The 23,827-nt window shown below is 72.6% G+C and carries 22 protein-coding genes and 1 tRNA gene; 16 read left to right on the top strand and 7 right to left on the bottom strand.

Features of this window, described 5'->3' with window-relative positions; genetic code table 11:
* Nucleotides 1–519: 519 nt before the first annotated feature.
* The 5 genes from ABD350_RS20050 to ABD350_RS20030 all read left to right on the top strand — a co-directional run bounded on the left by ABD350_RS20050 (nucleotide 520) and on the right by ABD350_RS20030 (nucleotide 6,490).
* A complete protein-coding gene (locus ABD350_RS20050; RefSeq protein ID WP_344349559.1) occupies nucleotides 520–1,155 on the top strand; it encodes a hypothetical protein in 636 nt (211 codons plus the stop codon).
* Between the two features lie 125 nt (nucleotides 1,156–1,280).
* On the top strand, nucleotides 1,281–2,891 hold the full coding sequence (locus tag ABD350_RS20045; protein WP_344349558.1) for a DUF6801 domain-containing protein: 1,611 nt from the start codon (nucleotides 1,281–1,283) through the stop codon (nucleotides 2,889–2,891).
* A 46-nt stretch (nucleotides 2,892–2,937) separates the two neighbouring features.
* On the top strand, nucleotides 2,938–3,879 hold the full coding sequence (locus ABD350_RS20040) for a hypothetical protein (RefSeq protein ID WP_344349557.1): 942 nt from the start codon (nucleotides 2,938–2,940) through the stop codon (nucleotides 3,877–3,879).
* Nucleotides 3,880–4,091: 212 nt separating this feature from the next.
* Nucleotides 4,092–5,300: a PucR-like N-terminal domain-containing protein gene (locus tag ABD350_RS20035; RefSeq protein ID WP_344349556.1), complete on the top strand. Its 1,209-nt coding sequence runs from the start codon at nucleotides 4,092–4,094 to the stop codon at nucleotides 5,298–5,300.
* A 185-nt stretch (nucleotides 5,301–5,485) separates the two neighbouring features.
* Nucleotides 5,486–6,490 (top strand): bacteriocin fulvocin C-related protein, encoded by a 1,005-nt coding sequence (locus tag ABD350_RS20030; RefSeq protein WP_344349555.1) that lies wholly within the window; start codon nucleotides 5,486–5,488, stop codon nucleotides 6,488–6,490.
* Nucleotides 6,491–6,729: 239 nt separating this feature from the next.
* On the opposite strand, the gene ABD350_RS20025 is transcribed toward ABD350_RS20030, so the two are convergent.
* From ABD350_RS20025 to ABD350_RS20015, 3 genes are all read right to left on the bottom strand, one after another.
* Entirely contained in the window at nucleotides 6,730–7,341 is a 612-nt protein-coding gene (locus tag ABD350_RS20025; protein ID WP_344349554.1) for a hypothetical protein, read from the bottom strand.
* Nucleotides 7,342–7,344: 3 nt separating this feature from the next.
* Nucleotides 7,345–9,063 (bottom strand): aa3-type cytochrome oxidase subunit I, encoded by a 1,719-nt coding sequence (ctaD, locus tag ABD350_RS20020; protein WP_344349553.1) that lies wholly within the window; start codon nucleotides 9,061–9,063, stop codon nucleotides 7,345–7,347.
* Nucleotides 9,064–9,355: 292 nt separating this feature from the next.
* A tRNA-Pro gene (locus ABD350_RS20015) sits at nucleotides 9,356–9,429 on the bottom strand.
* 183 nt (nucleotides 9,430–9,612) lie between these two features.
* Between ABD350_RS20015 and ABD350_RS20010 the strand changes: the two genes are divergently transcribed.
* The 4 genes from ABD350_RS20010 to ABD350_RS19995 all read left to right on the top strand — a co-directional run bounded on the left by ABD350_RS20010 (nucleotide 9,613) and on the right by ABD350_RS19995 (nucleotide 12,555).
* On the top strand, nucleotides 9,613–10,143 hold the full coding sequence (locus tag ABD350_RS20010; protein ID WP_344349552.1) for a DUF309 domain-containing protein: 531 nt from the start codon (nucleotides 9,613–9,615) through the stop codon (nucleotides 10,141–10,143).
* Nucleotides 10,144–10,240: 97 nt separating this feature from the next.
* Nucleotides 10,241–11,044, top strand: coding sequence for a precorrin-6A synthase (deacetylating) (gene cobF / locus ABD350_RS20005; RefSeq protein ID WP_344349551.1), 804 nt, complete (start codon nucleotides 10,241–10,243; stop codon nucleotides 11,042–11,044).
* Nucleotides 11,045–11,327: 283 nt separating this feature from the next.
* A complete protein-coding gene (locus ABD350_RS20000; protein ID WP_344349550.1) occupies nucleotides 11,328–12,227 on the top strand; it encodes an MFS transporter in 900 nt (299 codons plus the stop codon).
* Between the two features lie 34 nt (nucleotides 12,228–12,261).
* Nucleotides 12,262–12,555 (top strand): DUF1330 domain-containing protein, encoded by a 294-nt coding sequence (locus ABD350_RS19995; protein WP_344349549.1) that lies wholly within the window; start codon nucleotides 12,262–12,264, stop codon nucleotides 12,553–12,555.
* A 119-nt stretch (nucleotides 12,556–12,674) separates the two neighbouring features.
* Here the strand turns inward: ABD350_RS19995 and ABD350_RS19990 are convergent, their stop codons facing one another.
* The 3 genes from ABD350_RS19990 to ABD350_RS19980 form a co-directional block, all read right to left on the bottom strand.
* A complete protein-coding gene (locus ABD350_RS19990; RefSeq protein ID WP_344349548.1) occupies nucleotides 12,675–13,448 on the bottom strand; it encodes a sulfite exporter TauE/SafE family protein in 774 nt (257 codons plus the stop codon).
* A gap of 191 nt (nucleotides 13,449–13,639) precedes the next feature.
* The gene (locus ABD350_RS19985; protein WP_344349546.1) at nucleotides 13,640–15,151 is read right to left on the bottom strand and encodes a long-chain-fatty-acid--CoA ligase; all 1,512 of its coding nucleotides are present in this window, start codon (nucleotides 15,149–15,151) and stop codon (nucleotides 13,640–13,642) included.
* Between the two features lie 74 nt (nucleotides 15,152–15,225).
* Nucleotides 15,226–16,413: a thiolase family protein gene (locus ABD350_RS19980; protein ID WP_344349545.1), complete on the bottom strand. Its 1,188-nt coding sequence runs from the start codon at nucleotides 16,411–16,413 to the stop codon at nucleotides 15,226–15,228.
* Nucleotides 16,414–16,556: 143 nt separating this feature from the next.
* Here ABD350_RS19980 and ABD350_RS19975 point away from each other — a divergent pair, with 143 nt between their 5' ends.
* The 4 genes from ABD350_RS19975 (at nucleotide 16,557) to ABD350_RS19960 (ending at nucleotide 19,062) form a co-directional block, all read left to right on the top strand.
* The gene (locus tag ABD350_RS19975; RefSeq protein ID WP_344349544.1) at nucleotides 16,557–17,366 is read left to right on the top strand and encodes an alpha/beta hydrolase; all 810 of its coding nucleotides are present in this window, start codon (nucleotides 16,557–16,559) and stop codon (nucleotides 17,364–17,366) included.
* Nucleotides 17,367–17,510: 144 nt separating this feature from the next.
* Nucleotides 17,511–18,002 carry a Dps family protein gene (locus tag ABD350_RS19970; protein WP_344349543.1) on the top strand — a complete coding sequence of 164 codons (492 nt, stop codon included), beginning with the start codon at nucleotides 17,511–17,513 and terminating at the stop codon, nucleotides 18,000–18,002.
* A gap of 64 nt (nucleotides 18,003–18,066) precedes the next feature.
* Nucleotides 18,067–18,408, top strand: a complete 342-nt coding sequence (locus ABD350_RS19965) for a DUF3140 domain-containing protein (RefSeq protein ID WP_344349542.1) — start codon at nucleotides 18,067–18,069, stop codon at nucleotides 18,406–18,408.
* Nucleotides 18,409–18,411: 3 nt separating this feature from the next.
* Nucleotides 18,412–19,062, top strand: a complete 651-nt coding sequence (locus tag ABD350_RS19960; protein ID WP_344349541.1) for an HhH-GDP family DNA glycosylase — start codon at nucleotides 18,412–18,414, stop codon at nucleotides 19,060–19,062.
* A 262-nt stretch (nucleotides 19,063–19,324) separates the two neighbouring features.
* On the opposite strand, the gene ABD350_RS19955 is transcribed toward ABD350_RS19960, so the two are convergent.
* A complete protein-coding gene (locus ABD350_RS19955) occupies nucleotides 19,325–20,179 on the bottom strand; it encodes a Cof-type HAD-IIB family hydrolase (protein ID WP_344349540.1) in 855 nt (284 codons plus the stop codon).
* A gap of 154 nt (nucleotides 20,180–20,333) precedes the next feature.
* On the opposite strand from ABD350_RS19955, the gene ABD350_RS19950 reads away from it, so the two are divergent.
* From ABD350_RS19950 to ABD350_RS19940, 3 genes are read left to right on the top strand one after another with little or no spacing between them, the layout of a single operon-like run.
* Entirely contained in the window at nucleotides 20,334–21,143 is an 810-nt protein-coding gene (locus tag ABD350_RS19950; protein ID WP_344349539.1) for an SAM-dependent methyltransferase, read from the top strand.
* Between the two features lie 49 nt (nucleotides 21,144–21,192).
* Nucleotides 21,193–22,596, top strand: a complete 1,404-nt coding sequence (locus ABD350_RS19945; RefSeq protein ID WP_344349538.1) for a type I glutamate--ammonia ligase — start codon at nucleotides 21,193–21,195, stop codon at nucleotides 22,594–22,596.
* A 2-nt stretch (nucleotides 22,597–22,598) separates the two neighbouring features.
* Complete coding sequence (locus ABD350_RS19940) at nucleotides 22,599–23,822, top strand: amidohydrolase family protein (RefSeq protein ID WP_344349537.1); 1,224 nt, start codon at nucleotides 22,599–22,601, stop codon at nucleotides 23,820–23,822.
* Nucleotides 23,823–23,827 lie beyond the last annotated feature (5 nt).

Here is a 23,827-nt window from a genome sequence, read left to right as displayed (position 1 = left end):
GCTCCGCCCGCCTGTGCCCCGATGAGGACAGGGCGGGAGAAAGCGGCCGGAGGGCATCCGCCACGGCTCGGCCGGCAGGGGGCGCCGACCTGGTACCGAGCACCGCACCGGCACGCTACGGCCCGGTAACCACGGTGGGCAAGACAGGATTCCAGGTTTTCGGAGAGTCCTGGTCCAGCCATCCGGAATCTGTCACGGCGCAGACAATCCCGCCCCCGGAAGTTGTCGCCGAGTGAGCATTCCGGACGGGTGCGGCCAGGTCGGCGGGCATCCCCTCCCCGGCCGCCGAAGGCTTCCTGTTTTGGCAGCGGATGACTAAGACAGGTTGCGGATCACTCACCCCGGAAAGAGATGGTTCTTCTTTTCAAAGAATCATGAACAACGGCATTGTTCGAAGAAGTTTCCCGCCAGTAACGTCATGGTTCGCGGACGGGGAACACCGAGCCGCGGGCCGCACACCCCGATCGATTCGGCAGCGGCCCATCCCTGCCGTTCAACCACAAGGAGAGCCCCGAAGTCATGAAGAAGCACACGAGAAGGCTCGCCGTCGTGGCGGGTGCGGCCGCGGCCGCCTTCGGTCTTACCGCCGGGCCCGCCTCGGCGGCTCCCTCCACGGTCTGGACCGTGACCCCGACGGGCAGCTACACGGCGACGAACAGCGGCAACATCGTGCTGACCGCCAGCATTCCGATGACGTGCACGACCTCAAGCGCCTCCGGCAGCATGGCCAGCACCACCGGCAATCCGGCCACGGTCGCCACCATCAACGCCATCAGCTTCGGCACCTCGGCGTCGCCGTGCACCAGCGTCCTGGGCAACGTCAGCACCGTGGCGGTCACCCCCTGGACGGTCGTCGCCCAGGACTACAACGCCACGACCGGCGTCACCACGGGCTACGTCGGCAACATCAAGGCCAACGTGACCGCGGGCGCGTGCAAGTTCACCGTGACGGGCAAGGCCTCGGGCACCTACACCAACTCGTCGGGGGTCCTGGCGGTCAACAGCGTCGCGGGCGAGCTGACCGTCAGCTCCAACCCGGCCCCCGTCAACTGCGGCACGGTGGTCACCACCTCCACCAAGCCCACCTTCAAGGGCAACTACGTCATCAAGGCGTCCAACGGCACCATCCCGAAGATCGTCGGCTCCAACCCGTAAGGCACCGCCGTCCGCGTCCGCCGGGCCGGTCACGCACCCGGCCGGGCGGACGCGGGCCGCCCGGCCCCGCTCCCCGGCGGCCCTTTCCCCCTGTCCCCTACCGGTGTACGACCGACTGGAGCTGTATGAGAGGCCATCGCGCCGCCGCGCCGCGGCTGCCCCGGGTCCGTGCCCGCACCACGGCCATCGGCGCGTTCGTGGTACTCGCCGCCATGGTCCCGGCCGCCGTCTCGGCCCCGGGCACCCAGGAGGCCGACGTCGCGCTCCCCTACGTCTGCGCCCTGCCCTCGGGAGAACTTCCCGTGACGGTACGCGTCACGGCGGACTTCCCCACCGCCGCCAGGGCGGGCAAGGCGTTCACCCCCACCGATGTCACCACCACCGTCGAGCTGCCGGCGGAAGCGGTCGCGGACCTCGCCGACGGCAAGGCGGCCGGCGTACGCGCGGTGACCCGGCTCGGGGTCGGGATCGCGCAGGGCGCATCGGCGGCCGAGGCGACCTGGCGCGGTACGGCGCGGCCGGCCGCCCTCCCCGCCTCGGGGCCCCTGACGCTGACCGCGACGGGCGAAGTCCCCTCCGTCACCGCCCGCGTGGGCGGCGCCCTCACGTTCTCCGCCCGCGCCCTCGACCTCGACCTGGCGCTCGACACCCCGGACGGCACCGCCGCCGACCCCGCTGCCCTGACCGTCGGCTGCTCGCTCGCCGAGGACGCGCCCGAGCAGGGCCTGCTGGCCACCGTCGCGATCGAGCCGGACCCCAGGCCCCCGGCCACCTCCCCCGCTTCACCGGACCCGTCCGTCCCGGCGCCGGGCACCGGCACACCCACCGCCCCGCATTCCCCGGGCGGCCGGGACGACCAGGGCAACCAGGACGACCAGTCCGACGAGGGGGACCGGGCGCCGACGGTGACGGAACGCGCCCCGCGGGGCGCCGCCGCCCGCCCGGCCGCCCCGCCCTGCCGCTACGACGAGCGGCACCCGTCCACCTCGGCGTCCCTGAACGCCTACGTCACCGGCTACACCAACGTGCGCAAGCTGGACGGGGCCTCACTGATCCCCCTGTCCTGCGCGCTGATCGAACAGGGCCCCACCGACATCGAGTTCTTCCCGGACTTCACCGGGGGCTATCTCACCCAGCGCTCGAAGGGAACGCTCTGGTACGAGGGCGAGGCGCGCACCCCGCCGTTCCAGGCCACCTTCCTGACCTTCGGTTTCGTTCCGACGAAGGCCACCATGGTGCTGGAGCAGACGGGGCCCATGACCATGGACGGCAGGGGCGAGACCTCGTTCGTCACCCTGTTCACGAAGATGGAGACACGGGTACGGGTCCCGCTGGTCCTGCGCGTGACCTCCCTGGAGGTCAACGGGACCCCGCTGGACGTCGGTGACGGCTGCCGGACGCGCGGCCCGCTGCGCTCCGAGGAGCCCGAGCCCGCGAAGTTCCCCGGTGACCACCTGCTGCTGACCGGACGCAGCTCGCACCAGCCGCCCGCCCTGCCGGTCGGCTATCTGCTCAGCTCCGGCGGCCCGTTGACCGGCGAGGTGACCATCCCCGCCTTCACCGGCTGCGGCAGCCACGACGGCGAGAACGTCGACCGCCTGCTCACCGCCTCGGTCTCGGGCCCCGGCAACTACGTCAAGCAGATGCAGGGCCAGACATGTGCGGTGCAGGTGTTCAACCCCGATCAGTGCACCAAGGATCTGCAACCCCTCGTCATCCCCGTCCCCGAGCGCTGAGCCCCCGCCCGGCGTTCCTCCCCCGTCTCCCCGGAAGGCCACCACCATGCCCCGGCTCTCCCCCCGCACCCGGTTCTCCGCCGTCGCCGCCCTGACCGCGCTCGGCACCCTCGCCTCCATCGGCGGCGCGTCGGCCGCCGACCCCACGCTCAACGGCCAGTGGGCCCCCTTCACCCGCTGCCCCGTGGACGCCACGGCGATGCTGGCGGCCGACGGTTCGGACCAGACCCCGCAGTGCGTGGTGTCGACCTCCGCCGGCGGCTCGATCAAACTGGGCAAGACCACCGTGGTCACCGGCAGGACCAACCTCCAGTTCGGTGTCGTCCAGAACGCGGACGGCACCAGCACCGTCGTCGCCCCGCCCTCCGGCGCGCTGGTCGCCGACCCCGCCACCGTCCCCGGCGGCCTGCTCGGCCTGATGTGTCCGAGCGACATCCCGGTGATCACCGCCATCTGCCAGACCCTCAGCGACGCCAAGCTCAACAAGATCACCGCCACCATGGAGTCCGTCGGCGCGCCGTACGCCTTCGACCAGACGGCGGGCGTCCTCAAGGACATGCCGATCATCGCCCTGCCGGTCCGCGTCCACCTGCAGAACCCGCTCCTCGGCGACAACTGCTACATCGGGTCGGCGTCCGCGCCGATCGTGCTGCGGCCGAAGAACCTCGACTACCCTGCGTTCGGGATGAGCTTCTTCAAGGGTGACGGCACGGCCGACGACGCCGGCGAGATGAGCCGGATCGACCTCACCGGCGCCCCGCAGAACGACAGCGGCTTCGCCGTGCCCGGGGCCAGCGGCTGCGGCCTGAACGTCGGCCTGATCAACGCCGCCGTCAACGCGAAGACCGGGCTGCCCTCCGCCGCCGGGAACAACAGCCTCACCCTGAACAGCGCCCAGACCCACCTGGCCGGCCTCACCGCGCCCGGCACCGTGGTACCCGACGCCGGCAAGGTGCTCGCCCGCAACTGGCACTCGGCCCTCCGGTGACGACCACGGAGCTTCCCGGCCATTTCCGGCGGCGGGCCCGGCAGGCACCGGCGGTATCCGCCTGAGCGGTGTACACCAGGCGGTTGAATTGATTAAGTGTCAGCACCCAGACCGGTGTGGCACTGGTGGCCCGGACCGGGTGCCCTCCGCGCGAGGCGGACGGCACCCGGCCGGCCGCCTCGCCGGACACTTCTGAGCGCAAGAGGTGACTCATGCCCTCGATCACACGGTCCCCCGAAGTCGGCGAACCGCTCGGCCCCCTGCCCAAGCGGTTCGCGGCCTTCATACGGCCCGAACTGCCGAGCCTTCTCAACGAGATACGAGCGGAGGTCACACGCGCCTATCCGGTGTACGGCCGACTGCTCAACGGCCCGAGCGGGGACGCGATCCGCCAGGGCGTGGAGCAGGCGCTGGTCACCTTCGTGGACCGGGTGGCCGATCCCGGCAGGCGCTCGGAAGCCCGCGACGAACTGCTGCGCAGATTCGGCCGGGTGGAGGCGTACGAAGGCCGCGACCTGCACACCCTGCAAGGCGCCTACCGCCTCGGAGCGCGCATCACGCTGCGCCGCGCCAAGACGATCGGGCGGCAGCACAACCTCTCCCCCACCCTCATCCTCTCCTTCGCCGACGCCCTCTTCGCCTACGTCGACGAACTGGAGGCGATCACCCGCGAGGGATACGCGGAGGTGCGGGAGCGGGCCGCGTCGGAGGTGTCCGCGTTACGAAGACGCCTGTTACACCTCATCCTGGCCGCACCGCCGCTGCCGCGGACGACGGTCACCGAACTGGCCGAGGCCGCCGCCTGGGAGCTTCCCCTGCGGTGCACCCTGGTCGCGCTGCGCCCGCCGGTGGCCGAGCGCATCCAGGCCGCGCTCGACGAGGACGTCCTCGTCGATCTCGACATGCCCCAGCCCCACCTGCTCGTCCCCGGCAGTCTCACCCCGCAGCGCCTGGCGATGCTCCGCAAGGCCCTGTCCGGCACCCGTGCCGTGCTCGGCCTCACCGTCCCCCTCGGCCAAGCCGCCGACTCGGTGCGCTGGGCGCGCCGCATCCTGCAGTTCGTCGACGACGGAGTCATCCCCAACGCCCCGCTGATCGCCTGCGAGGACCATCTCACCACCCTGTGGCTGCTGTCCGACCATGCCCTGGTCGACCATCTCGCGGCCCGCGAACTCGCCCCGCTCGACGGACTCCCGGCCAGCCGGCGCGGTCGGCTCATCGAGACCCTGCGGGTCCACATCTCCACGCGCGCGCCCGCGGAACAGGTGGGCGAGATGCTGGGCGTGCACGCCCAGACCGTCCGCTACCGCCTGCGCACCCTCGACTCCCACCTCGGCGACCGGCTCGCCGACCCCGAGCACCGCTTCGCCCTGGAGGTGGCTCTACGCGCCCTGCACCTGCGGGGTCACGGCCCCGGCTGAGCCGACGGAACCATCCCCGTCATATATAACTACTATCTGTACTAAATTCCTCTTTTTGAAACTTTCCACAGTAATCACTAAAAAGGGGGCGCTAATCTGACGGAACCCCACCTCTGTTCGGATCGCCGGGCGACTGACAGGGGTGCGCATGCCGGCGGGTTCCGATCAAAGGAGGAACAAGACACATGCAGGAAAGAGAGGCACGTCCAGCACGATCAGACGGCGAAACGCACTGGGCCCTCGGCTTCGACGGATCGTGCCGCACCTGCGGAGAGATCTCACAGGCGGTCGCCGCCGCCTGCGCCGGCAGGCTGGAGGTGCTCCCGCTCGAAAACCCGCGGATGAAGGAGTGGCGGGCGGCAGTCTTCGGCCCCGACGCCCCCTTCACACCGACCCTGATCCATGCCGACGGGGACGGACGGGTCCGCGCATGGACGGCGCACCGAATGGCCCTTCCCCTCACCCGCCGTCTCGGAGTGCGCGCCACCTTCCGGATCCTCAGCGCCCTCGGCCGGCTGCGCGAGCAGATCCATCAGCCGCTAATCGGCCCTGCCGACGACACGAAGCGGTTCAGCCGCAAGCAGTTCCTCCGCCTGGGCGCGGGCGCCACCATCGCCGGGGGCCTGCTGTTCACCGGAAAGGCGCCGGCCTTCGCCGAGGAACGCCGCTCCGCCGCGGCGGCCTGGGTGACGGCCAACCGGGACCGGCTGCCGCAGACGTACCGGGCGATCATCACCTACTCCCCCGACTACCGCAGGGCCATCCACGCCGCGCTGCCGGCCTCCACCCGCGCGCGCCTGTGGCGCGAGCACGTCGCGAGCTACCGGGCCGCCCACCCGCCCACGACCTCGGAACAGAAGCGTGCTTTTGCCGACCTGGAGCGTTACATCTCCGATGACACGGTGTTCGGCGACGGCAAGTCGGACGCACGGGTCCGCGCGGACCAGGAGATGAGCCGGCAGATGATCGCGGCGTTCGGCGCCGACGAGGCCTACCGCGTCATGGCGTCTCTCGGCCCGGCCGACCAGCCGGTCTCCACCAGGGCCGAGTACTGCAGCTGTGCCGACGCGTCGGACTTCTGCCGTATCGGAACGCACTGCCAGTACCGGGTTTCCTGCGAACGGATCCCGAGCGGCTGCGGAGCCTGGTGGGACTACACCTGCGACGGTCACTGCTTCGCGAACCCGTGAGGCCATCGGCTCCCCTTCGCCCGTGAAACCCGGCTCGGCGCCGACGGCAGTACACCGGTGTCGGCGCCGAGCCGGTGGAACGCGCGGCTCGTGGCGCTCCACCGGAGCCACCGGGCCTTTGCCGCGGTGAACTGAGCCTGCGTGCCGGTGGCGCTTCCGCGCCCCCTCTTGAGCGGGTGTTCGGGGTTCACGCCCGTACGCCCGGTATCCGCCGCGAAGAACGGGCCGCGCACACATCGCTATCCGGCGTGCCGTCCCGCCCCCGGTGAACTGAGCGCACGGCGGCCGGCCTCATCGGAGCGCCGACGCCGACGCCGGCGGGTCCGCGTAAGGGCAAGCGCGGTGACGAGCGACAGCACTACGACGGCGGGGGGCCACGCGTCGATCGCCCGCGGGCCGCCGTCGTGCGCGGGCCCGGCGAGCGCGGCGAGGAGCACCGCGGCGGCCATGGCGCCGGCCACCGCGGAGCCGATCAGGGCGACGACGGCCTTGTGGCGACGCGAGGTGCGGTCCAGGGGCCGGGCGGGCCGGGCAGGGGACAACCGCGCCCAGTGGTGTGCGGCCTCCTCGGTTTCGCGCCGGCGCCGCATGGCCGCGCGGACCCGAAGGCCCGCCGTGAGGACGGCACCCGCCACCACGGCCGCACAGGGGATCCACCAGGCCCCGGCGACCAGGAGCAGCACCGCGGCGACCCCGATCGTCCCCCAGCCGGTGAGGCAGGCCACCGCGGCCCACCGGTGGGATTCGGGGCGGTCGGCCCCGGCACGCAGGTCGGCCAGGGCGGGAAGGTACCAGACACTGCCCGCCGCGGTCAGCGCCCCGGCGGCGAGGGCGAACACGGGTTGCGCCATGGTCTACTTCCTCGCCTCTTCGAGCGCGGCGACCTCGGGGTGGTGCAGGTCGAAGGCCGGGGACTCGCTGCGGATCCGGGGCAGCGTGACGAAGTTGTGCCGGGGCGGCGGGCAGGATGTGGCCCACTCCAGCGAGCGGCCGTAGCCCCACGGGTCGTCGGCCTCGACCGGCTTGCCGTACTTGGCCGTCTTCCAGACGTTGTAGAAGAACGGCAGGATCGACAGGCCGAGCAGGAACGAGCCGATCGTGGAGAGAGAGTTGAGAGCGGTGAAGCCGTCGGTGGCCAGATAGTCGGCGTAGCGGCGGGGCATGCCCTCGGCGCCGAGCCAGTGCTGGACCAGGAAGGTGGTGTGGAAGCCGGCCGTGAGCGTCCAGAAGGTGATCTTGCCGAGGCGCTCGTCGAGCATCTTGCCGGTGAACTTGGGCCACCAGAAGTGGAATCCGGCGAACATCGCGTACACGACCGTACCGAAGACCGTGTAGTGGAAGTGGGCGACGACGAAGTAGGAGTCGGAGAGGTGGAAGTCCATCGGCGGTGAGGCCAGGATGACGCCGGTCAGCCCGCCGAAGAGGAACGTCACGAGGAAGCCGGCCGTCCACAGCATCGGCGTCTCGAAGGAGAGGCTGCCCTTCCACATGGTGCCGATCCAGTTGAAGAACTTCACCCCGGTGGGCACGGCGATCAGGAACGTCATGAAGGCGAAGAACGGCAGCAGCACCCCGCCGGTGACGTACATGTGGTGGGCCCACACCGTGACGGACAGGCCGGCGATCGAGATCGTCGCGGCGACCAGACCCATGTAACCGAACATCGGCTTCCGGCTGAAGACGGGTATCACCTCGGAGACGATGCCGAAGAACGGCAACGCCAGGATGTAGACCTCGGGGTGGCCGAAGAACCAGAACAGGTGCTGCCACAGCAGCGCTCCGCCGTTGGCCGCGTCGAAGACATGGCTGCCGAACTTGCGGTCCATCTCCAGGGCGAACAGGGCGGCCGCGAGCACCGGGAAGACGATCAGGACCAGGACCGCGGTCAGCAGCACGTTCCAGGTGAAGACCGGCATCCGGAACATGGTGAGGCCGGGGGCGCGCATGCAGATGATGGTGGTGATGAAGTTGACCGCGCCGAGGATCGAGCCGAAGCCGGACAGGGCCACGCCCATGATCCACAAGTCGGCGCCCAGGCCTGGCGAGTGGACCGCGTCCGACAGCGGGGCGTAGAGGAACCAGCCGAAGTCGGCGGCACCGCCCGGGGTGAGGAAGCCGAACGCCGCGATCGCCGAGCCGAACAGGAAGAGCCAGTAGGCCAGCATGTTCAGCCGGGGGAAGGCCACGTCCGGCGCGCCGATCTGCAAGGGCATGATCCAGTTGGCGAAGCCGGTGAACAGCGGCATGGCGAACATCAGCAGCATGATCGAGCCGTGCATGGTGAACGCCTGGTTGAACTGCTCGTTCGACATGATCTGCAGACCCGGCCTGGCCAGCTCCGCGCGCATCAGCAGGGCCATCACGCCGCCGACGAGGAAGAACGCGAACGCGGTGACCAGATACAGCGTCCCGATCTTCTTGTGGTCGGTTGTCGTCAGCCACTCCGTCCACGACGGCCTTGCGCCCGCCGCCCGTTGCTCCGGCCGGGCCGGGCGCACGGCGGCGGGGTCCTCCGCCGCCACACCACCCCTCGGGCTCGCGATATCCGGCCGCTGTCGCTGCGTCTCGTCCACCGGACGGTGTCCTTCCCTCCTGCCATGGAGACGTTCTGCCATGGCGAAAGGCGGACCGGGAAGTGCTGTGGATGCGGGTGTGCGCCGGCCCTTCCCGGCCGCCGACCCATGATCGTCCGATGCGTACCGGGGGCGGATAGGGCTGAACAGTCCCCTCTCACCTGCCGCACGGGGCCCAACGGCCCTGCCGACCCCGGTCAAGGGAGCACTGGTCCCCCACCGGTCCCCGGGAATGATCAAGGGCCGGTTTCGGATGTCTCCGAAACCGGCCCTGCCCTGCGACTGTCTCCAGTCGGGACGACAGGATTTGAACCTGCGACCCCTTGACCCCCAGTCAAGTGCGCTACCAAGCTGCGCCACGTCCCGTCGCACTGTCGCGCGGTGGCCCGCGTGATCGTGCGGACAGCACTTTACCCCACACCGGCGGGTGCTCCGAAGAGGGCCGGACAGGGAAGCGGGCGAACAGGGACAAAGCGGGATCAGTGGTCGGGACCGAGGCGGAACAGGGCAGAAGCGCGGCAGGGAACACGGCGGGGCACAATCGGCGGTATGACGAATTCGGGGTCATCGGATGCCAGGGACCGGGACACGGCCGGGCGGGCCCGGAACGCGCGGCCCCGGGACGGGCTGGGGCGCCCCCTGCCCTACGGCGCCGAGGGCGTCCCCCGGCAGCCGGAGGGGGTCCTGCGGGCGCCGTGGCAGACCGTCGGCGAGGCGCAGGCGCTGCTGGCCGCGGGGCGGCCGTTCCACGCGCACGAGGTGTTCGAGGACGCCTGGAAGTCGGGGCCGCGGGAGGAGCGCCCGCTCTGGCGGGGGCTGGCCCAGCTGGCCGTGGGGCTCACCCACGCGGCCCGGGGCAACGCCGTCGGCGGCGCCCGACTGCTGCGGCGCGGCGCCGGCGCGGTCGAGGAGTGGGCGGCCGGACGGGGCGAGGACCGGCCCTACGGGCTGGATCTGCCGGGGCTGACCCGGTGGGCGCGGGAGCTGGCCGGGCGGGTGGAGCGCGGCTCGACACCGGTCGACGCGCGCGCCGAGGCACCCCGGCTGGGTCCCGCCGAAGGAACCCGGCCGGGCCCCTGACCCGGACGCTTACGCCGGGCGCGGACGGGAACGGCGGCGGCGCTGCGCGTGCGGAGGCGGGGCGCGCGTGGTCAGGGGCGTGCGGCAGACTCGGGGCGTGCGAAAGATTCAGGTCATCGGTATCGGCGCGGGCGACCCCGACCAGCTGACCCTGCAGGCGGTCAAGGCGCTGCGGAGCACGGACGTGTTCTTCCTGCTCGACAAGGGCGAGGTGAAGAGCGATCTGACCCGGCTCCGCCGGGACATGCTGGACGCGCATCTGCCGGCCGGGTCGTACCGGGTCGTGGAGGCCCGCGACCCGGAGCGGGACCGCTCGGCGGGCGGGTCGGCCTACTCCCCGGCCGTCGGGGACTGGCGCGGCGCCCGCGCCGGGATCTACGAGCGGCTGATCGCCGGGGAACTGGACGAGGACGGCACCGGCGCGTTCCTCGTGTGGGGGGATCCGGCGCTGTACGACAGCACGCTGGGCATCCTGGAGGAGGTGCTGGCGCGGGGCGCGGTGGAGTTCACGTACGACGTGGTGCCCGGCATCAGCAGCGTCTCCGCCCTGGCCGCCCGGCACCGCACGGGACTGAACCGGGTCGCCCGGCCGGTGCAGATCACCACGGGGCGGCGGCTGGCCGAGGGCTTCCCCGAGGGGGTGGACGACGTGGTCGTGATGCTGGACGCGCACCGGGCCTTCCGGCGGTACGCCGAGGAGGACATGGACATCTACTGGGGTGCCTACATCGGCACGCCGGACGAGATCCTCGTCTCCGGCCCGATCGCCGAGGCCGCTCCGCGTATCGAGCGGCTGCGTGCCGAGGCGCGGGAACGCAAGGGCTGGATCATGGACACGTACCTGCTGCGCAGGAATCCGACGGAGGACCGACCCGTGCGGAACCGACCGACGCGGGACTGACGGGCGTGGGACTGACGGATGTGGGACCGACGGGCGCGGGAGCGGGCAGCCCGGTCGGCAGCCGCACCCGGCATCGTGGAGTCGGCGGTACGGGGCCGACCCCAGCGGAAGCGGCGGGCGGGGAGGCGAGGGCTCGGGCGCCGGCGCGGAGCCGGCCCGGCGGGGCCGACGCCTGGCAGGTCAGGCACCCTGCGGGGTCGACGCCCGGCGGGCCGGCGTCGGCTACCCGCTGGCCGCACTGCTCGCCGAACTCGGCGGGGTACGGGCCGCCTACGGCCTCGGCTTGGCCGTCACCGCCGCCGCCCTCCTGACCGCGTGGCGCTCCATGCCCGAAGCCCCCGAAGGCCGCTCCGCCCACGTGGACGTGGCAGGCGCGGTCGTCCTGGCCGCTGCGCTGCTCCTGGTGCTGTTCCTCGCCGGCGAACGGAATCTGTGGAGCCGGCACCTCGCCGTGGGGGCGGGCCTCGCCGTCGCCGCGGTGGTACTGCTCTGCGTCTGGGCCGTCGTCGAGCCGCGCAGCACGACGCCCCTGATCGACGTGCGGGTGGTGCGGCACCCGGCGGTCGCCGGGGCGAACCTCGCCATGTTCGCCGGCGGGATCGGCATGTCCCTCCTGCTCACGCTCATCACCCGGTACGCGCAGACGCCGCACGGCGCCGGCTACGGCTACGGCTACGGCTACGGGCTGACGACCTTCGTCGCCGGGCTGGTCCTCATCCAGTTCTCGGTGCCGGGGTTCGTCGCCGGCAAGCTCACGCCGCGGGTCCGGACGCGGATCGCCGGCCCCCTGCTCCTGGCCGGCAGCGCCGTCGTGGTCGGCGGCGGCTTCGCCCTGTTCGCGGCGGCCCGGTCGGACCCGGCCGAACTGTTCGCGGCGATGGGCGTGCTCGGCTTCGGCGTCGGCGGTTTCTCGGCCGCGATGCCCGGCGTCATCCTGGCCGTCACCCCCAAGAGCGATACGTCGAGCGTCATGAGCTTCAACTACGTCGTCCGCAGCGTCGGGTACTCCCTGGGCAGCGCCATCGGCGGCCTGATCCTCGCCGCGGGCACGGGCTCCGGCCACCTCTTCCCCGACGACAGCGCCCACACCACCGCGGCGCTGGCCGGCATCGGCGCCATGGCGATCACGACGCTGACAAACCTCGCTCTCGCCCGCCGACGCTCGTCCGAGACCAACCCGTAAGTTAGACGCTCTCATCCCAACACTGGAGGTTGTCATGCCCAAGGGCTACTGGGTCAGCGTCTACCGCACCATTTCAGACCCCGAGAAGCTGGCCGCTTACAACGAGCTGGCCGCTCCGGCCGTCGCGGCCGGGGGCGGTCGGACCCGCGTCCGTGGGGGTCGGGTCGTGGCACATGGCGCCGGAATCGCCGAGCGCACCGTCCTGGTCGAGTTCGACAGGTTCGAGCAGGCCGTCGCGGCGTACGAGAGTGCGGCCTACCAGGAGGCGCTGGCCGCTCTCTCCGACGGCGTCGAGCGCGACTTCCGCATCGTCGAAGGCATCGACTGACCGAGGTCCGGTCGGATCCTCACCAGGGCAGGATCGGCAGGAGCGAGCCGCGCGACACCGTCCGGGACCTGATCCGATCCGGCCCCGACGGCAGCGCGCGGTCATGCCCCACGTGGTTGCTAGCGCAGGAGCAGTTGCACGGCGCCCACGATTGTCGCCGCGATGACGAGTTGTTCGAAGAGTCGCTGGTTGATCCGGTTCACAGCCCATTTGCCGATCAACGCACCGGGCACGACGAACACCGCGAGCGCGGCGTCAAGGAGCAGGGCGGGGCCGTCGATCAGGCCCAGGCCCACGCTGAACGGCACCTTGGAGACGTTCACGATGAGGAAGAAGAAGGCGGAGGTGCCGAGGAAGCCGAGCTTGCGGAAGCCGGCGGACAGCAGATACAGCGACATCACCGGCCCGGCCGCGTTGGCGACCATCGTGGTGAACCCGCCGAGCACGCCATAGGAGTGCGCCTTCATCCGGCCCGCCCGGTTCGTCACCGCCTCCGGGCCGGACGGGGTCTCGGCCGTCCGCCGGCGCCACACCGTCACCCCGGCCATGAACAGCAGGATCGCGCCGATCGAGACCCGTACGATCCCGTCGTCGGCCCACACCAGGAACAGGGTGCCGGCCACCACGCCCACCGCCACGGCCGGGAACAGCCGCCACAGCGTGGGCCAGTGCGCGTGCCGCCGGTAGGTGCGGACGGCCAGCACGTCCCCGGCGATCAGCAGGGGCAGCAGTACGCCGGTGGAGGCGCGGGCGGGCAGGACCGCCGCGAAGATGGCGAGGCTGACCGTGTTGGCCCCGCTGACCGCGGTCTTGGAGAAGCCGACGAGTACGGCCGCGAAGGCGAGCGCGGCGAACTCCCAGCCTGATATGTGCCAGAGCGTCATCGTGTTCATTCGGGGGCCGATGCTATGCGCATGATCAATCCCCGCGTAAGGACCGTCTCGCGAACCGGTCCATGACAACAACGCCGAGCCACCTCCGCCGAGTCGGCAGCCCGGCCCGTGCACTCACCGCCGGGCCGGAAACCCGCTGCCACCCCCGTACCGCCGTGGCCGCCCGTACCGCCCTGCCGGCCCGCGCGGTGTCACCGTCCCGTGTACCGGGTCCGCAGCTCCCGCTTGAGTACCTTCATGCTGGGGCCGAGCGGCAGGGTGTCCGTGAACTCCACGCGGCGCGGGTACTTGTGCCGCCCGAGGTGTTCCTTGGACCACTCGGTGAGGGCGGCGGCGTCCGGGGCGGCGCCCGGGGCCGGGACGACGACGGCGCACACCTCCTCGCCGTGCAGCTCGTCCGGCAGGCCGATGACGGCGACCTGGGCGATCCCCGGGTGCCGCATCAGGACCTCCTCGACCTCCCGCGGGTAGACGTTGTAGCCGCCGCGGATGATGATGTCCTTCTTGCGGTCGACGATCCGCAGGAAGCCCTCGTCGTCCTTGGTGCCGAGGTCGCCGGTGCGGAACCAGCCGTCCACCAGGGCCTCGGTGGTGGCCTCGGGGCGTCCGAGGTAGCCGGAGAAGACGTTGTGGCCGCGGATGACGACCTCGCCCAGCTCGCCCGGCGGCAGCAGCTCGATCCGGTCCTCCACCTCCGCGCGGGCTATCTCCGCGTCGACGCCCCACAGCGGGTGCCCGATGGTGCCGGCCTTGGCACCGAAGACCGGCTGGTTGACGGTGGCGGCCGGCGAGGTCTCCGACAGCCCGTACCCCTCGTAGATCCGCGCTCCGAACGCGGCCTCGAACCGCTCCAGTACCGCGACCGGCAGCGAGGCCCCGCCGGAGATGCACACCCGCAGCCCCGGGAGCCGTTCGGCGTCGGCGGCGGCCGCCGCGAGGGCGACGAACATGGTGGGCACGCCGTGGAAGGTGTTCACGTCCTCCTCGACCATCAGCTCGATGGCCCGGGCCGCGTCGAAGCGGGGCAGCAGCACGAGCGTGGCGCCCGCCCGCCAGGTGGAGTTCAGCGAGACCGTCTGGCCGAAGGCGTGGAACAGCGGCAGCGCGCCCAGGGCGATGTCGTCGGCACGGATGTCGTGCGCGTCGAAGGCGTTGACGGTCGCGTTCATCACCAGGTTGAAGTGGCTGAGGACGGCGCCCTTGGGGACACCGGTCGTACCGCTGGTGTAGAAGATCACCGCCGGGTCGTCGGCGGCCCGGGTGACGTACGAGGGCAACGGCTCGGCGTCGGCGGCCAGTTTGTCCAGCTCCTCGCCCAGGGTGACCACCCGGACGCCGGCCGCCCCGGCCGCGGCCCGGCCGGTCTCTGCCTGGGCCGGGTGGACGAGCAGCACGGTGGCGCCGCTGTCCCTGAGGACGTGCTCGACCTCGCCGGCCGACAGCAGCAGGTGGACGGGGACGACGACCCCGCCCGCCGCCGCGATCGCGTAGTAGGCGACCGGGAACTCGGCGGTGTTGGGGGCCATCAGGGCGACATGGTCGCCGGGCCGTACGCCGAGGCCAGTGAGCGCGCCCGCCCGGGCCAGCGCCCGCTGCCACACCTCGCCGAAGGTGAGCCGCAGTTCCCCCTCGACCAGGGCGGTCTTGCGGGGGCGACGCCGGGCGTTCTCGGCGAGGATGGCGGCGACGGACAGGGTTGCCATGGAGTGCTGCTCCGTTTCCTTGCTGCGGCTCGTACTACCGTATCCCCGTGCGGGGAGCCCCCGTTGAGGACGCGTCAGTGCCGTTCGACCAGCACCGCGCTGCCCTGCCCCACGCCCACGCACATGGTCGCGAGGCCGCGCTGGGCGCCCGTGCGCCGCATGCGGTGCAGCAGGGTGGTCAGGATGCGGGCGCCGGAGCAGCCGAGGGGGTGGCCTAGGGCGATGGCGCCGCCGGTGGGGTTCACCAGCTCCGGGTCGAGGCCGAGCTGGTCGACGCAGGCGAGGGCCTGGGCGGCGAACGCCTCGTTCAGCTCGGCCTCCTGGATGTCGCCGGTCTCCCAGCCGGCCCGGGTGAGCACCTTGCGGGTGGCGGGGACCGGGCCGAGGCCCATCACATCGGGGTGGACGCCGGCGGAGGCGCCCGCGACATACCGGCCGAGGGACTCCAAGCCCAGCTCGTTCAGGGCCTCTTCGCTGACCAGCAGCAGTCCGGCAGCGCCGTCGTTCATCGGTGAGGCGTTCCCGGCGGTGACCGTGCCGTCCGCCCGGAAGGCCGGCTTGAGGCGGGCCAGCTTCTCCAGCGAGGTGTCCTCGCGGACGCACTCGTCGTGCTCGACGGTGACACCGTCCGGGCGCTGGACGGGCAGGAGTTCGTCGACGAAGTGGCCGTTCTTGCGTGCGGCGGCGGCGAGTTGGTGGCTGCGCAGGGCGAACTCGTCCTGCCGGGCCCGGGAGATGCCGAGGCGGGCGGCGACCTCCTCGGCGGTCTCCCCCATGGCGAGCAGGCCGTGCAGCTCCTTCATGGCGGGGTTGACCAGCCGCCAGCCGAGCCGGGTGTCGTAGGTCTCCATGCGGTGCGGCAGGGCCTCGTCGGGCCGGGGCAGCACGAAGGGGGCGCGGCTCATGGACTCGGAGCCGCCGGCGATCACGATGTCGGCCTCGCCCGCGGCGATGGTGCGGGCGGCCGCGGTGACCGCTTCGAGTCCGGAGGCGCACAGCCGGTTGACGGTGGCGCCGGGCACGGAGTCGGGCAGTCCGGCGAGCAGGGCGGCCATGCGGGCGACGTTCCGGTTGTCCTCGCCGGCCTGGTTGGCGGCGCCCCAGTAGACGTCGTCGATACGGGCCGGGTCGAGCGCGGGCACGTCGGCCACGAGGTGGCGGATCACCGTCGCGGCCAGATCGTCGGGGCGGACCGAGGAGAGGGCGCCGCGCACCTTGCCGATGGGGGTGCGGCGGGCGGTCGCGAAATGGACGGGACGCACGGCGGGACTCCTGACCTACGACATTGTGGATCACGGATCTGTGCAGCGCCCATTAATTAGCACTGCTAGTTTTGGACTATAGACCTCCGGCCGCCCCGCTGGGAAGCTCCCCTGGGGCCTGGGCCGAGGCGACGGGAGGAGACATGCACCACGTCCGCGAGCACGTCCTCGACGGCACGCACGGAGCCCTCGCCGTACGCGAGTGGCCGCATCCGGACCCCCGCCTGCTGGCGCTCCTGGTGCACGGGTACGGCGAGCACGCCGGCCGGTACGACGAACTGGCCGGCGTACTGACCGGGCACGGGGCCGCCGTCTACGCGCCCGACCACGCCGGTCACGGCAAGTCGGCCGGGGAGCGGGTGCTGATCGAGGACTTCGAGGATGTGGTCACCGATGTGCACGCGGTCGCGGACCTCGCCCGGGCCGCGCGTCCCGGCCTGCCGCTGGTCCTGCTCGGCCACTCGATGGGCGGGCTGATCGCGGCCCGCTACGCCCAGCGGTACGGCGACGGGCTGAGCGCGCTGGTACTGTCCGCGCCGGTGATCGGCGCCTGGGAGCTGCCGGGGCGGCTGCTGGCCCTGGACGAGATCCCGGACACCCCCATCAGCCCGTCCGCGCTGTCCCGGGACCCGGCCGTGGGCGCGGCGTACGCGGCCGATCCGCTGGTCTGGCACGGGCCCATGAAGCGGCCGACGCTCCAGGCGTTCGCCCGCACCCTGGAGACGGTCGCGCGGGGCGGTGACGTGGGGCGGCTGCCGCTGCTGTGGCTGCACGGCGACGACGACCGCCTGGTGCCGCTGTCCGGGAGCCGGCCCGGGGTGGAGCGGCTGAGCGGCGGCCGGCTGACCGAACGGATCTTCCCCGGGGCGCGGCACGAGGTCTTCCACGAGACGGACCGCGCGACGGCCTGCACGGAGCTGCTCCGCTTCCTGGACCGCGTACTACCCGACTGACCGGGCCCACACCCGGGACGCGTCCCCGCCGCTCCTCCGCCTCCCCCCTCCCCCCGTTGATCTGCCGGTTTGTCGGCGCGCGCCCGGGGCACCCGCCCTTTCGGACATCGCTGAGGAAAGTCGAGGAAAGGGGACCCACGCACCATGACCGTGGTCAAGAGCACACTTCCCGAAGAGGCGCTCGGCGTCACCGGCACCGCCCTCCAGGACACCCTGGTCGACCTGCTCGGGCTGTCGCTGGTCGGCAAGCAGGCGCACTGGAACATCGTGGGCCCGCGGTTCCGTTCGATCCACCTCCAGCTGGACGAGGTGGTCGCCACTGCCCGCGCCCACTCCGACACGGTGGCGGAGCGCGCGGCCGCGCTGGGCGTGGCGCCGGACGGCCGGCCGGAGACCATCGCGGCGACCTTCGCGCTGCCCGGCACCAAGGACGGCTGGCTGCGTGACACGGAGGTCGTGGAGCTGATGGTGTCCTCGCTGGAGGCGGCGATCGGCCGGCTGCGCGAGCGGATCGCGGTGACCGAGAAGGCCGACCCGGTCACCCAGGACCTGCTGATCTCCATCACCGCCGACCTGGAGAAGCAGCGCTGGATGTTCGAGGCCGAGAACCACCCGCGCGACACGTCCGCCGGCTGACCCACGGCCTGTACGCCCCCCGCCCCACGCGCTGGGCGGGGCAGAAGACGGAAGGGGGAGACCCATGGCGGACTCGCTGGATTCCGACGCGCTGTGGGACCACTTCCACCGCGTGGTGAACATGACCTCGGCGGAACTCGCGGCCTGGCTGAAGGTCCGGGACGCCGACGAGGAGACCGAACCGCTTCCGGAGCGGGCGGGCAGCGAGACCGGGCAGCACGTCCTGGCGATCCTGCAGAAGCGCCGCACCGACCTGACCGAGGACGACGTGCGGGTGATGCGCAAGGTCGTCGACACGGTCGGTGAGCTGGTGGACGTGGAGAACGAGCCCGAGCCGGAGATCGCCCGGGACACCGGCCGCCGGCACCGGCTGATGACGCTGGGCCACGACCCGCTCAAGCCGTAGGCCGTGAACCGTGACGCACGCGTGCTGCGGGAGCTGGTGTCCGGGCACGGGCGGACGTTCGCCGAGGAGGCGGGCATCCGCCTGAAGGACACCCCGCAGCCGCTGTACCGGCTGCTGGTGCTGTCCTTGCTGCTCAGCGCCCGGATCCGGGCCTCGGTCGCGGTGGCCGCGGCCCGCGCCCTGCACGAGGACCACCTGGACGGCAGCCCGCGCCGGATGGCCGAGGCCGACTGGCGGCGGCGGGTGGAGGCGCTCGGCCGGGGCGGCTACCGTCGGTACGACGAGCGGACGGCCACCCAGCTCGGCGACGGCGCCGAGCTGCTCGACCGGCGCTGGGGCGGCGATCTGCGCCGGCTGCACCGGGAGGCGGAGGGCGATGCCGGCACCCTGCGAGAACTGCTCCAGGAGGCGCCGGGCATCGGGCCGGCCGGCGCCGGCATCTTCCTGCGCGAGGCCCAGCGGGTGTGGCCGGACGTGGCGCCGTACCTGGACGGCAAGGCGCTGTCCGGCGCCGGCCGGCTCGGCCTGCCCGAGGATCCCGAGAAGCTGACCGGGCTGGCCGGGGACACCGACCCGGCCGTGCTGGCCGCCGCGCTGGTCCGGGCGGCGCTGGACGAACAGGTGGCCGAGGACTGCCTGCGCCGCGCCGGTTGATCGTTACAGACTCCTTCCCCCCGCGTCCCGGACCGGACGGGGAGGGGCCGACGCATGCCGGACACCGCGGCGGACATCCAGGACACCGACCAGGTCACCGACCCCGCCCCGGCCGCATCCGGCCCGGTGTCCGACCGGTACCGCCGTCCTGGACCAGGCCGCCCGCGACCTGGTCCGCACGCTGGTCGGGGCACTGGGACCAGGCGGCGCGCTGGTGCTGTCGGCCATGACCGCCGATTCCGAGCACGCGCTGCGGGCCGGGCTACAACCCGAGCACGTGGGCGATGGTCCGCAGCACGCCGGCGTCGTTGTTGGACGGGGCCAGGTGGCGGGCCCGGCGGATCACCTCGGGGTGGGCGCCGGCCATGGCGAAGGACCACTCGGCGGCGTCGAGCATCTCCAGGTCGTTCAGGTAGTCGCCGAACACCATGGTCTGGGCGGGCGTGACGCCCAGCGCCCGCTGGAGCCCGCGCAGGGCGGCGCCCTTGTTCGCGGTGGGGTTCATCACGTCCACCCAGTGCTCGCCGGAGACGACCACCTGGTGGGTGGCGGCGAAGGAGGCGAGGGCTGGGGCGACGGTGTGCTCGGCGGCGCCGAAGCCGAACACCGCCACCTTGATCACCTCGTCCTCGACGGCGGTGACGTCCCGCACGATCCGGTGCTCGGCGTAGTACTGGCGCACCTCGGCGAGAAACGCCTCGTCGATCCGCTCGACGTACGCCGCCCGCTTGCCGCAGACGACGGCGCCGACGTCCGCGCCGTCCGCGGCGAGCCGCCGTACCGTCCGCGCCATCGCCGCCGCGGCGGCCCCGTCCAGCGGGTCGGAGCTGAGTTCCACGCCGTCGCGGACCACGTACGTGCCGTTCTCCGCGATGAACACCATGCCCTCGGCGACTCGCTCGAACTGCCGGTGCAGGGTCGCGTACTGCCGTCCGCTGGCCGGACTGAACAGCACCCCGCGGCGGCGCAGCTCGGCGAGCATCGGCCACAGCCCGTCGGGAATCCGCTTGGCGTCGTCCAGCAGCGTGCCGTCCATGTCGGTGACGATCAGCCGGATGTCGGCGGGGCCGGCGGGCAGCGCGGCGGTGTCGAGGAGGGGGGCGGGTATGGCGGGCATGTCCTGCTTCCGGTCGGGTGCGGGGATACCGGTCCAGTGTTCCTCATCCGCCCGGCGGACCCCGAACCGCCCGGAGTGATCCGTTTCCCGGGACAGCGCGATCACCGGCAGGCACAATGACGGCGGAGAAACCGCATGTGAGAAGGGCGTACAGGTGAGCGAGGGCCACTTCCCGGCGACCGGGACGGCGCGGCTGGACACCAGCGTGGCGCACAACGCACGGGTCTGGAACCACTGGCTGGGCGGCAAGGACAACTACGAGGTCGACCAGCGGGTGGGCGAGCGGATCGCCGGGATGTTCCCGGTGATCCGGGCCGTGGCCCGCGCGGACCGGGACTTCCTGGGCCGGGCGGTGCGGTTCCTGGCCGCCGAGCGCGGGATACGGCAGTTCCTCGACATCGGCACCGGACTGCCCACGGCCGACAACACCCACGAGATAGCCCAGCGGATCGCGCCCGAGTCACGGATCGTGTACGTCGACAACGACCCGATCGTGCTGGTGCACGCCCGCTCGCTGCTGACCAGTTCCCCCGAGGGCGTCACCGACTACCTCGACGCCGATGTGCGCGACCCGGACGTCATCGTGCGGGACGCCGCCCGGACCCTCGACCTGGACCGGCCGGTGGCGGTGATGATGCTGGGCATCCTCAACTTCGTACCGGACACCGGTGAGGCCCGGGACATCGTGCGGCGGATCATGGCGGCCGTCCCCTCCGGCAGCCACCTGGTCCTCACCCACCCGACCTACGACGCCGAGGCGGGCGGCGCGGGCAACGTCGCCGCGATGGAGTTCTGGAACACGCACGCCACCCCGCCGATCACCGCCCGGAGCCACACCGAGATCGCCGGTTTCCTCGACGGCCTGGAGCCGGTCGAGCCCGGACTGGTGCCGTGCTCGCGGTGGCGCGCCGCGGCGGAGGCCGCCGTGGTGCCGCAGTACGGCGCGGTCGCCGTGAAACCCTGACCCCGGGGTCCGGCCGTCCCCCGCCGGCCGGACCCGTCGAGGAGGACGCATGACCACGCTCGCCGACCCCCGACCCGGCGGCCGCCCCGGTGACCTGGACCGGGTGCCCGCCCTCACCGCGGACCTGGCGGCCCGGGGCGTGCACGGCATCGTCCTGGCGTATGTGGACACGGCGGGCGTCTGCCGGGTCAAGACGATCCCGACGGCACGGCTGGACTCCGCGGTGGCCTGGGGGGTCGGCATGTCCCCGGTGTTCGACACGTTCCTCGCCGACGACTCCATCGTCACCACCGACGTCCTCGGCTCCCCCGACGGCGACCTCAGGCTCTACCCCGACCTCGACCACCTCGTGCCGCTGGCCGGGCAGCCCGGCTGGGCGTGGGCGCCGGTGGACCGGATCACCCAGGAGGGCGAGCGGCACCCCGGCTGCGCCCGGACCTTTCTGCGCCGGATCGTCACGGACGCCGCCGACCGCCACGGCCTCGCCTTCAAGGCGGCGATCGAGATCGAGTGGGCCGTGGGCGTCGGTTCGGCACCCGCCGACGAGTTCGTCCCGGCGGCCACCGGACCGGCCTACAGCGCCGTCCGGCAGGTCGAGCTGAGCGACTACACCGCCGAGCTGCTGGCCGCGCTCGCCGCCCAGGGCGTGGACGTCGACCAGATCCATCCCGAGTACGCGCCCGCCCAGTTCGAGGTCTCGGTGGGCGCGCTGGACCCGGTGGCGGCGGCCGACCGCAGCGTGCTGGTGCGGCAGACGATCCGGGCCGTGGCCCAGCGGCACGGACTGCGGGTCTCCTTCGCGCCGGCCTACCTCCCCGAGGGCGTCGGCAACGGCGGCCATCTGCACCTGTCCTGCTGGCGCGACGGGGTGAACCTGCACTCCGGGGGCGAGGGCCGGTACGGCATGACGGCCACCGCCGAGTCGTTCCTGGCCGGGATCCTCGCCCATCTGCCCGGCCTGACGGCGGTGACCGCGCCGAGCCCGGCCAGCTATCTGCGGCTCCAGCCCTCCCAGTGGGCGGGGGTGTTCACCGCCTGGGGCCGGGAGACCCGCGAGGCCGCCGTCCGGATCGTCACCGGCACCGCGGGCCGCCGGGACCAGGACGCCAACCTGGAGGTCAAGCCCGTCGACCTGGCCGCCAACCCGTATCTGGCCCTCGGCTGTGTGATCGCCTCCGGCATCGACGGCATCACGGCGGGCCGCCCGCTGCCCGGGGATATCACCGGCGACCCGGCCCGGTACGGCCCCGACGAGGCGGCGGCGCTGGGCGTACGGCGGCTGCCGGAGTCGCTGCCGCGGGCCGTGGAGGAGTTCCGCGCGGACCCGGTGCTGCGGGCCGCGCTGGGCCCGGTCCTCGCCGACGCGGTGAGCGCCGTACGGCTCGGCGAGGCGGCGGCCGTCGAGGGGCTCGCCCCCACCGCGCTGGCGGCGTTCTACCGCTGGGCGTACTGACGATGGCCGCCCCGGGACCGGTGCACGAGGCCCTCGCCGCGCTGCCGCTGGTGGACCACCACTGCCACGGCGCGGTGACCGCCGACCTGGCCGCCGGGGAGTTCGCGTCCCTGCTCACCGAGGGCGCGGCCTGGCCCGGCGTCTCCCCCTTCGACACCCCCGTCGGCGTGGCCGTGCGCCGGCACTGCGCGCCCCTGCTGGACCTGCCCCGGCACGCCCCGCCCGCCGACTACGTGGCGCGGCGCGCGGAGCTCGGCTGGCGGGAGGTCAACCGGCGCTTCCTGACGGCGGCCGGGACCGAGGTGTTCTGCGTGGACACCGGCTTCGCCCCGCACCCGCTCACCACGCCCGCCGAGCTGGCGGCGGCGGCCGGCGCCACCGCCTGCGAGGTGGTACGGCTGGAGCGGGTCGCCGAGGCGGTGGCGGCGCGGGGCGTGGAGGCGGACGAGTACGCGGCCGCGTTCCGCGCCGCCGCCGAGGAGGCCGTACGGCGGCCCGGCGTGGTGGCGGTGAAGTCGGTCGCGGCCTACCGCACGGGCCTCGCCCTCGACCCCGGGCGCCCGACGGACGCCGAGGTGACCCGGGCGGCCCGGCGCTGGGCGGCGCACGGCGGACGCCTCGCCGACCCGGTGCTGGTACGGCACCTGCTGTGGACCGCCGTCGATCTGGGGCTGCCGCTGCAACTGCACACCGGGTTCGGCGACGCCGACCTGCGGCTGCACCGCGCCGACCCCGCCCTGCTCACCGACTGGCTGCGCCGGACGGCCGGCACGATCCCGGTCCTGCTGCTGCACTGCTGGCCGTACCACCGTCAAGCGGCGTATCTGGCGGCGGTGTTCGAGCACGTGTACCTGGACGTCGGCCTCGCGCTGCACCACACCGGCCCGGCCCGCTGCCGGGCGGTGCTGGAGGAGGCGCTGGAGGTGACCCCGTTCCGCAAACTGCTGCACAGCTCCGACGCCTATGGTGTGGCCGAGTTCCACCACCTGGGCGCCCTGTGCTTCCGCCGGGGCCTCGCCGGTCTGCTGCAAGAGAGGGTGGACGCCGACGAGTTGAGCCTGGCCGACGCCCTGCGCATCGCGGACTGGACGGGCCGCGGCAATGCCCGCAGGCTGTACGGGCCGCCCGTATCCGCACCGCACGGACCATCCGCATCCGCACCGCACGGACCACCCGTATCCGAACCGGCCCGCGATCCCGGCGGGCGCCCCACCCGGAAAGTATGATCAAG

The organism is Streptomyces nogalater (genome assembly GCF_039532885.1).
GTDB classification, from domain to species: domain Bacteria; phylum Actinomycetota; class Actinomycetes; order Streptomycetales; family Streptomycetaceae; genus Streptomyces; species Streptomyces nogalater.
The sequence above is the reverse complement of the archived record's forward strand: the minus strand, read 5'-3'. Positions and strand labels throughout refer to the sequence as shown.